This window comes from Floccifex sp., from assembly GCF_051873555.1.
Classification (GTDB): domain Bacteria; phylum Bacillota_I; class Bacilli_A; order Erysipelotrichales; family Erysipelotrichaceae; genus Floccifex.
Window position 1 is genome coordinate 1 of sequence record NZ_JBJEEY010000101.1, and the last position, 8,701, is coordinate 8,701.

An 8,701-nucleotide genomic window follows, 5' to 3' on the forward strand; every position below is an offset into this window, starting at 1 on the left:
ATATTATTTTCATTACCGAACAGGATTATTTCAAAAAAGGATGTCCAGTCTATCACATCAATCGAAAAGTCGATGAATTAGATAACAGTCCATTTAATGATCGAATTCATTTGATGTATGTCAATGGACAATATAGAGGAAATGATGAGCTTGGTTTATTGATGCATGACTTTGGATGCAGTGATTATCGTGAAATGAAAATTACAGAGCTTAAAGAAGATGTCAAACAACTAAAAACCGGAAATATGGAGGTGAAAAAAATGTGTGAGATCATGGAAGAAATAAGAGAAAGTGGAAGACTTGAGGGATTCGCTCAGGGAATATCTCAAGGAATATCTCAAGGAATATCTCAAGGAATATCTCAAGGAGAAGAAAAAGGAAAACTGGAAGAAAAAATTTTATTGGCTAAGAATTTAAAAAAATTGGGTTCAGAAGATATCTTTATTGCCAAGGCTTTAAATTGTGATGTAGATTCTGTTAAGAAATTATTGGCCTAAATGATCGAAAAAAAACATCCCAAATATGAGTGGGATGTTTTTTTTATCCTTCTTGATCCATCTTTAAACGATATAAGCGTCTTCTTTCAATGGCTGTTAAACCTTTTTTACGAATACGAATCGCATCAGGTGTGACTTCTACTAATTCATCGTCATTGATCCATTCTAAAGCTTCTTCTAAAGAGAAAATTCTTGGAGGTGTCAACAACATAGCTTCATCTCGTCCAGAAGAACGAATGGCTGTCAGTTTTTTGTTTTTTAAAGGATTGACATCCATATCAATATTTTTTGCACTCTCTCCAATGATCATTCCCTCATAGACCTCCGTTTGAGGACCGATAAATAAAGCACCACGTTCTTGTAAATTCCATAGAGCATAGGTCATGGCTGTTCCTGTTTCTGTGGAAATCATTGCACCTTGCATACGCTGATTTATTTCACCTTTATAAGGTTCATAACCACAAATACGACGAACTAATGTTCCTTCTCCATGTGTATCATTGATGAATTCTGTTCTAAATCCCAATAAACCACGAGTAGGAGCTGTATATGTAATTCGATCATAACCATTGTCTTCTTCTAAGTTAACCATTACACCTTTACGTAAATTTAATTTATTAATGATAGTTCCTTGATATTCACTTGGTGCAATACAAACGACTTCTTCAATTGGTTCAACTTTTACGCCATTTTCATCTTCATGTAGAATGACTTCTGGTTTTGATACAGCCAATTCATAGCCTTCACGACGCATGTTTTCAATCAAAATTGATATATGTAATTCACCACGCCCAGAAACTTTAAAACAATCTGCTGAATCCGTTGGTTCTACTTTTAATCCAACATTAACTTCTAACTCCTTTTCCAATCTTTCTTTTAAATTACGACTTGTAACATATTTACCAGATTGACCTGCAAAAGGAGAAGAATTAACATGGAAATTCATGGAAAGAGTTGGTTCTTCAATTGGAATTTGTTCCATTGGTTCTACATGATCGATTTCACAAATTGTATCTCCTATATTGATATCTGGCATACCAGCAACTACTACAATGTCTCCACTATGTGCTTCTTTTACATCCGTACGAGACAATCCTTTATAAACAAAGCACTTAGAAATACTTTCTTTCTTTTCCAGTCCTTCTTCGTTGCAACGAATATATTGATTACCTTGTTTTAATATTCCTTTATAAATGCGTCCAATTCCTAATCTTCCAATGTATTCATCATAAGCCAAGGCACTAATTTGCATTTGCAAAGGCTGATCATCATAGTCAGGATAAACGTTACAATGTTTTAATATTGTATCAAATAAAGGATCAATATTATCAGATGGTTCATCTAATTCATATTGAACAATACCTTCTCGAGCAATTCCATATAAAATAGGGAAATCTAATTGCTCATCATTGGCATTTAAATCCAGGAACAATTCATAGACTTCATCTACAACTTCTTGCGCTCTTTGATCTTTTTTATCAATTTTGTTGATTAACAAAATCGGTTTTAAACCAATTTCCAATGCTTTTGATAAAACAAAACGCGTTTGTGGCATAGGACCTTCTGATGCATCCACCAATAAAATAACTGTATCTACAGTACGAATGATACGTTCAACTTCACTTGAAAAATCAGCATGACCCGGTGTATCGACTATATTAATTTTTACGCCATTATGTATGACAGAGCAGTTTTTTGAATAAATAGTGATTCCTCTTTCTCTTTCAAGATCATTGGAATCCATAACACAATCAACGATTTCTTCGTTGTTGCGAAATACATCGCTTTGTCTTAAAAAGGCATCCACTAATGTACTTTTTCCTGCATCGACATGGGCAATGACAGCTATATTTAAAATTTTTTCTTTTTCCATTTGCAGCCTCGCTTTCTGTTAGAAAACCGAAGATATTATAAAGCAAGTCTTTAAAAAACTCAATGGAATATGCTATAATACATTATCAAAAAAGAGGAGAAAAATATGCAAGTACGTTATTTTAGAGAATGGTCAAGCCAATTAAATAGAAATATGGAATTTAAAATGTATGGACACGCTGGAAAAATGTGTCTTGTTATTCCTTGTCAAAATGGTCGCTTCTTTGAATGGGAAGACCGCCATATGTTTGAATTAGTCAGTGAATATATTGAAGCAGGACTTATTCAATTTGTAACATGTGATACGATTGACGAAGAAGCCTGGTCCAGTCATGGATCTACATATGATCGCATGCGAAAACAAGAAGCCTGGAACAATTATATTGTTCAGGAATTAATTCCAAGTGCATTATATAAAGCCGGATTGGATACAAATTCTTCTTGTATGGTGACAGGTGCTTCTTTAGGAGCCAGTCATGCTGCGAATTTAGCTTTCCGTTATCCATATATTTTTGATCAATGCTTAGCACTGTCTGGATTGTATGACTTTGAACCAACTTGGTATTATGACAATTATCGTGATGAATTTTCTTACAACAACAATCCATGTGCGTATTTAGCTAATATCGATCCAAATCATCCATATGTAGATAAATACAATCAAAATCAAATTATTATTTGTTGTGGACAAGGAAGCTGGGAAGAAGAAGGTTTAGCAACAGTTCATCGTTTGAAAGCTATTTTAGAAGGAAAAGGAATTCATATCTGGTTTGATATCTGGGGACATGATGTTTATCATGACTGGCCTTGGTGGGAAACACAATTGAAATATTTTATTCCTAAAATGATTGAACACTATTAATATGAAATATAAAGCAATTTTATATGATTTAGATCAGACTTTGATTAATACATTGGATATGAATATGTATCCATTAATCAAAATCATAAAAGAAGAAAAAGGCATTGAATTATCTTTTGAACAAGCTTGTCAATATGCTTCTTATCCTGGAATGAAAGTCATGGAATTACTTGACATAAAAAATCCAGAACAGACATATAAAAGATGGGTTCAATATGTGAATGAATATGAAAATGGAGCTCTTGTTTATCCAAATATCAAAAATGTTTTAAAAACATTTCAAAGAAATCAAATAAAACAAGGTATAGTCACTTCAAAATTATCAAAACAATATAAAATTGATGCCATTGATAATGGATTAGATGCAATTATGGATGTAGTTGTATTATTTGAAGATACGAAAAAACATAAACCAGATCCGGCTCCTTTATTGAAATGCATGGAATTATTAAATCTTGATAAAGATGAAGTCATTTATATTGGAGATGCTGCATCAGATTTTGAAGCTAGTAAAAATGCAGGAATTGATTTTGGATTTGCGAAATGGGGAAGCGTATTAAATCATATTTCTGAATCAAATTATATTTTTACTAAACCAGAAGATTTATTGATTTTATTAGATCAATAAATCTTTTTTTCATAAAAAAAGCAGGATTTTCATCCTACTAGCATTACATCTCTTATATTTGGCACTTCATCCATTAATAATAATTTAATTCCTTCCGAGAAATCAGCAGCTGCCATCATGCATCCAGCACAGGCTCCTCTAAAAGTGACATAAACAACACCATGTTCATCAATTCCTAATAATTCTACGTCACCACCATCGTGTTGTATATAAGGACGTATTGTATCTAAACAAGCTTCAATAGCTCTTTCATCGGGTAATACAAATTCTTCTGACATATTCTCATCTCCAAAAAGTAGTTTAAACTAAAATGAATGGATTGTCCATTGAAATGATATGAAAATATGTTGTATCCTAATTTTATGAAATTTCAAAAGATGAATAAACTCGATACAATTACATCCAATCATATTATTTGTTTAAATTCAGATTTATATTCTTATTTAGATCAAAAAGAATTCATTATATATACAAAAGAAAATGTATCTTTTCAATATGCACAAAATGGATTCTATAACTATCCATTTTCTTTTGAGAAAATAAAAGGATTTGTTTCTGTATATATTGAAGGAGATCCAACAGGAAATAAGATATTAGATTATGAACAATTAATAGAATATAGAAAATATTGTATACAAAATCATATGTCTTTTTATTTTGGAAGTACAGGAAAATTATTTTATAAATCCAGATTATATCAAATTGATATGGCTTATCAAATTCAACAAGCTCAAAAAGCACAATTAGATTTTACATACTATCCAGTTTATGATTTATTACACCAATCAAAATTTCGTTCTTCTTTTCATTTGAAACAAAAAGATAAAGAATATATACAAAATAAAGGAATGAAAACAATAGAACAACATGCCTATGAATTTGTATATAAAAAATTAAAAGTGAAACTTATTCAAGATGGAAAACAAACACCTTTTAAAGGACATCCTATTTTTATTGCGATGCATGCATGTGGATGTTGTTGTCGTTCTTGTTTAAGAAAATGGCATAAAATTGATGAAAATCATATATTAAATGAAAAAGAAATAGCTTACATTGTATCTATTTTAATAAATTGGATTGAAATTGAGTTAGTTAATACAAACTAAAAAAAGAAAGTTAATATCTTCTTAGGGTTTAAAAAATGAAAAAAAAACAATATAATTAATCTGTATGTGAAAAGAATAATAAGGAGGAAGTTATTATCATGCCTAGAGCAAGAAAATCGATGGATGGAAATCAGGCAGCCGCTCACGTTGCGTATGCATATACTGAAGTGGCAGCGATTTATCCAATTACTCCATCAAGTCCAATGGCAGACTTTGTTGATCAATGGTCAGCTGCTGGATTAAAAAACATTTTTGGTAACCAAGTTGTTGTCAGTGAATTACAATCTGAAGCCGGTGCTGCAGGAGCCGTTCATGGTTCATTAGCAACAGGTGCTTTAACAACTACTTTCACGGCATCTCAAGGGTTATTATTAATGATTCCTAACATGTATAAAATTGCAGCTGAACAATTACCATGTGTATTTGATGTATCAGCTCGTACAGTTTCTACACATGCATTGAACATTTTTGGAGATCATTCCGATGTTTATGCTTGTCGTCAAACTGGTTTTGCGATGTTATGTGAAACAAACCCACAAGAAGTAATGGACTTAAGTCCAGTAGCTCATTTAGCTGCTTTAGAAGGAAAAGTACCATTTATCAACTTCTTTGATGGATTCCGTACTTCTCATGAAATTCAAAAAATTGAAGAATGGGATTATCAAGATTTAAAAGACATGTGTCCAATGGATGCGGTAAAAGCATTCCGTGAACATGCATTAAGCCCAGAACATCCAACAATGCGTGGATCTCATGAAAATGGAGATATTTTCTTCCAGCACCGTGAAGCATGCAATAGCACATATGATGCTTTACCAGCTGTTGTTGAAAAATATATGGGTAAAATTAATGAAAAATTAGGAACAAACTATGATTTGTTCAACTACTATGGAGCACCAGATGCTGACCGCGTAATTGTAGCTATGGGTTCAATCAATGACGTAATTGAAGAAGTTATTGATTACTTAACAGCTAAAGGTGAAAAAGTCGGTGTTATTAAAGTTCGTTTATATCGTCCATGGTCTTCAAAACACTTATTAAAAGTATTACCTGCTACTGCTAAAAAAGTAGCTGTATTAGATCGTACAAAAGAACCAGGTTCATTAGGAGATCCTCTATACTTAGATGTTGCGACTACTTTACGTGAAGCAGGATTAAATGACATCGTATTGAATGGTGGACGCTATGGATTAGGTTCTAAAGACACTCCTCCTTCAAGTGTATTTGCGATTTATGAAGAATTGAAGAAAGAAAATCCAAGACCTCGTTTTACAATTGGTATTGTAGATGACGTTACAAATCTTTCATTACCAGAAGTTAAACCAGCTCCAATTACTTCAGCTCCAGGAACAGTTGAATGTAAGTTCTGGGGATTAGGTGGAGATGGTACAGTTGGTGCCAATAAAAACTCAACAAAGATTATTGGGGACCACACTGACAAATACATTCAAGCTTATTTCCAATATGATTCTAAGAAAACAGGTGGAATCACTATTTCTCACTTACGTTTTGGAGATAACCCAATTCGTTCACCATACTACATCAATCAAGCTGACTTTGTAGCTTGTCATAACCCTTCTTATGTTGTTAAAGGATATAAGATGGTGCAAGATGTTAAACCTGGTGGTGTATTCATGATCAACTGTCAATGGACAGATGAAGAATTGGAACAAAACTTAAATGCAGAAGCAAAGAAATATATTGCAGACAACAACATTCAATTGTATACAATCAATGCCATCGATAAAGCTATCGAAATTGGTATGGGTAAACGTACAAATACAATTTTACAAGCTGCTTTCTTTAAATTAGCTAATGTTATGCCAATTGATGAAGCGGTAGACTATATGAAAGCTGCAGCTAAAAAATCTTATTCTAAAAAAGGTGATGCCGTTGTTGAAATGAACTACCGTGCAATTGATGCTGGAGTGGATGCAACTCATAAAGTAGAAGTACCAGCTTCCTGGTCAAATCCAGAACCAGATGCTGCACCAGCTGAATTAAGTGGACGTCCAAAAACTGTTAAATTAGTAAAAGATATCATGAATCCAGTTGGAATCATGGATGGAGATTCTTTACCAGTTTCTGCATTTGTTGAAAATGCCGATGGACAATGGGAAACAGGAGCATCTGCTTATGAAAAACGTGGAACAGCTGTTATGGTTCCTGCATGGGATGCTTCTAAATGTATTCAATGTAACCAATGTGCCTTTGTATGTTCACATGCTACAATTCGTCCATTCTTATTAACAGAACAAGAAGTAGCTGCTGGTCCAGATAATATGGTTGTTGCAGATTTAAAACCAAAAGCAGGTCAATACAAATACATTATGACAGTTTCTCCATTAGATTGTATGGGATGTGGTGAATGTATTACTGTATGTCCTACAAAAGCCATTGAAATGGTTCCACAAGCCGATCAGGCAGATCAGCAACCAGTATTTGATTACTTAGTAGCAAATGTTTCTAAGAAAGATTCTGGATTTGCGGATACAACTGTTAAAGGTTCTCAATACAACCAGCCATTGTTAGAATTCTCTGGTTCATGTGCTGGATGTGCGGAAACTTCATATGCTCGTTTAGTTACTCAATTATTTGGTGAACAAATGTATATTTCAAATGCTACTGGATGTTCATCTATTTGGGGTGGACCAGCTGCAACAAGTCCATACACTGTCAATAAAGACACTTTAAAAGGACCTGCCTGGTCAAACTCATTGTTCGAAGACAATGCGGAACATGGATTTGGTATGGCTTTAGGACAAAAAGTTTTACGTGAACAAACAATTGAAAAAGTAGCTGAATTAGCTGAAAATGGTTCTGAAGAATTAAAAGCTGCATTCGCTAAATTCATGGAAACTAAAGACGATACAAAAGCCAATACACCTGCTACAGAAGCATTGGTAGCTGAAATTGAAAAAGTGGATTCTCCATTAGCTGCTGAAATCCTTGAAAAGAAATCTTACCTGGCTAAGAAATCTGTATGGATCTTTGGTGGAGATGGATGGGCTTATGACATCGGATTCGGTGGATTAGACCATGTATTAGCTTCTGGAGAAAACGTAAATGTTATGGTATTCGATACAGAAATGTATTCAAATACAGGTGGACAAGCTTCTAAAGCATCTAATGTTGGTGAAGTATGTCAATTCGCGGCTGCTGGTAAAGAAATGAAGAAAAAATCTTTATCTGAAATCGCAATGAGCTATGGATATGTTTATGTTGCACAAATTGCTTTAGGAGCTAATCCTGCTCAAGCTGTTAAATGTATTGCCGAAGCCGAAGCTTATAATGGGCCTTCTTTAATCATTGGATATGCTCCATGTGAATTACATGGAATTGCCAAAGGTGGAATGAACCATTGTCAAGATGAAATGAAGAAAGCCGTAGCTGCTGGTTACTGGAACTTATTCTCATTTGATCCAGCTAAGAAAGAACAAGGAAAGAACCCATTCACATTGACTTCTAAAGAAGGTAAGTGGGAAGATTACCGTGCATTCTTAATGAACGAAGCTCGTTATGCTCGTTTGGTTAAACCATTCCCTGAAAGAGCTGAAAAATTATTTACTAAGAATGAAGAATTAGCTAAAGAACGCTATGAACACTTACAAAAACTTGTTGAATTATATAAATAATAAATAAGTTTTCATGCTTGTAGATTTTTCTACAAGCTTTTTTTTGGTGTGCCGGGCATGGCATGAATTCAGTTGGGAACAAACCAACCACAGGTAGTTAC

The 8,701-nt window shown here is 33.6% G+C and carries 6 protein-coding genes and 1 pseudogene; 5 read left to right on the top strand and 2 right to left on the bottom strand.

The genetic code is table 11. The features are described 5' to 3' along the window. Nucleotides 1–497 (top strand): annotated as a pseudogene (locus ACI32A_RS05820) (hypothetical protein); the annotation flags it as partial. Between the two features lie 43 nt (nt 498–540). On the opposite strand, the gene typA reads toward ACI32A_RS05820, so the two are convergent. Next, nucleotides 541–2,370, bottom strand: coding sequence for a translational GTPase TypA (gene typA / locus ACI32A_RS05825; protein WP_439754098.1), 1,830 nt, complete (start codon nt 2,368–2,370; stop codon nt 541–543). Nucleotides 2,371–2,475: 105 nt separating this feature from the next. Here typA and ACI32A_RS05830 point away from each other — a divergent pair, with 105 nt between their 5' ends. Continuing rightward, nucleotides 2,476–3,231 carry an esterase family protein gene (locus ACI32A_RS05830; RefSeq protein ID WP_439754099.1) on the top strand — a complete coding sequence of 252 codons (756 nt, stop codon included), beginning with the start codon at nt 2,476–2,478 and terminating at the stop codon, nt 3,229–3,231. A 1-nt stretch (nt 3,232) separates the two neighbouring features. Next, nucleotides 3,233–3,859 (top strand): HAD-IA family hydrolase, encoded by a 627-nt coding sequence (locus ACI32A_RS05835; protein WP_439754101.1) that lies wholly within the window; start codon nt 3,233–3,235, stop codon nt 3,857–3,859. 29 nt (nt 3,860–3,888) lie between these two features. Here ACI32A_RS05835 and ACI32A_RS05840 read toward each other — a convergent pair whose 3' ends face one another. Beyond that, nucleotides 3,889–4,137, bottom strand: coding sequence for a NifU family protein (locus tag ACI32A_RS05840; RefSeq protein ID WP_439754102.1), 249 nt, complete (start codon nt 4,135–4,137; stop codon nt 3,889–3,891). 84 nt (nt 4,138–4,221) lie between these two features. Here ACI32A_RS05840 and ACI32A_RS05845 point away from each other — a divergent pair, with 84 nt between their 5' ends. Both ACI32A_RS05845 and nifJ read left to right on the top strand, forming a co-directional pair. Next, nucleotides 4,222–4,965: a DUF4186 domain-containing protein gene (locus ACI32A_RS05845; RefSeq protein ID WP_439754103.1), complete on the top strand. Its 744-nt coding sequence runs from the start codon at nt 4,222–4,224 to the stop codon at nt 4,963–4,965. 98 nt (nt 4,966–5,063) lie between these two features. Beyond that, nucleotides 5,064–8,600, top strand: coding sequence for a pyruvate:ferredoxin (flavodoxin) oxidoreductase (gene nifJ, locus ACI32A_RS05850; protein ID WP_439754104.1), 3,537 nt, complete (start codon nt 5,064–5,066; stop codon nt 8,598–8,600). Nucleotides 8,601–8,701: the final 101 nt, after the last annotated feature.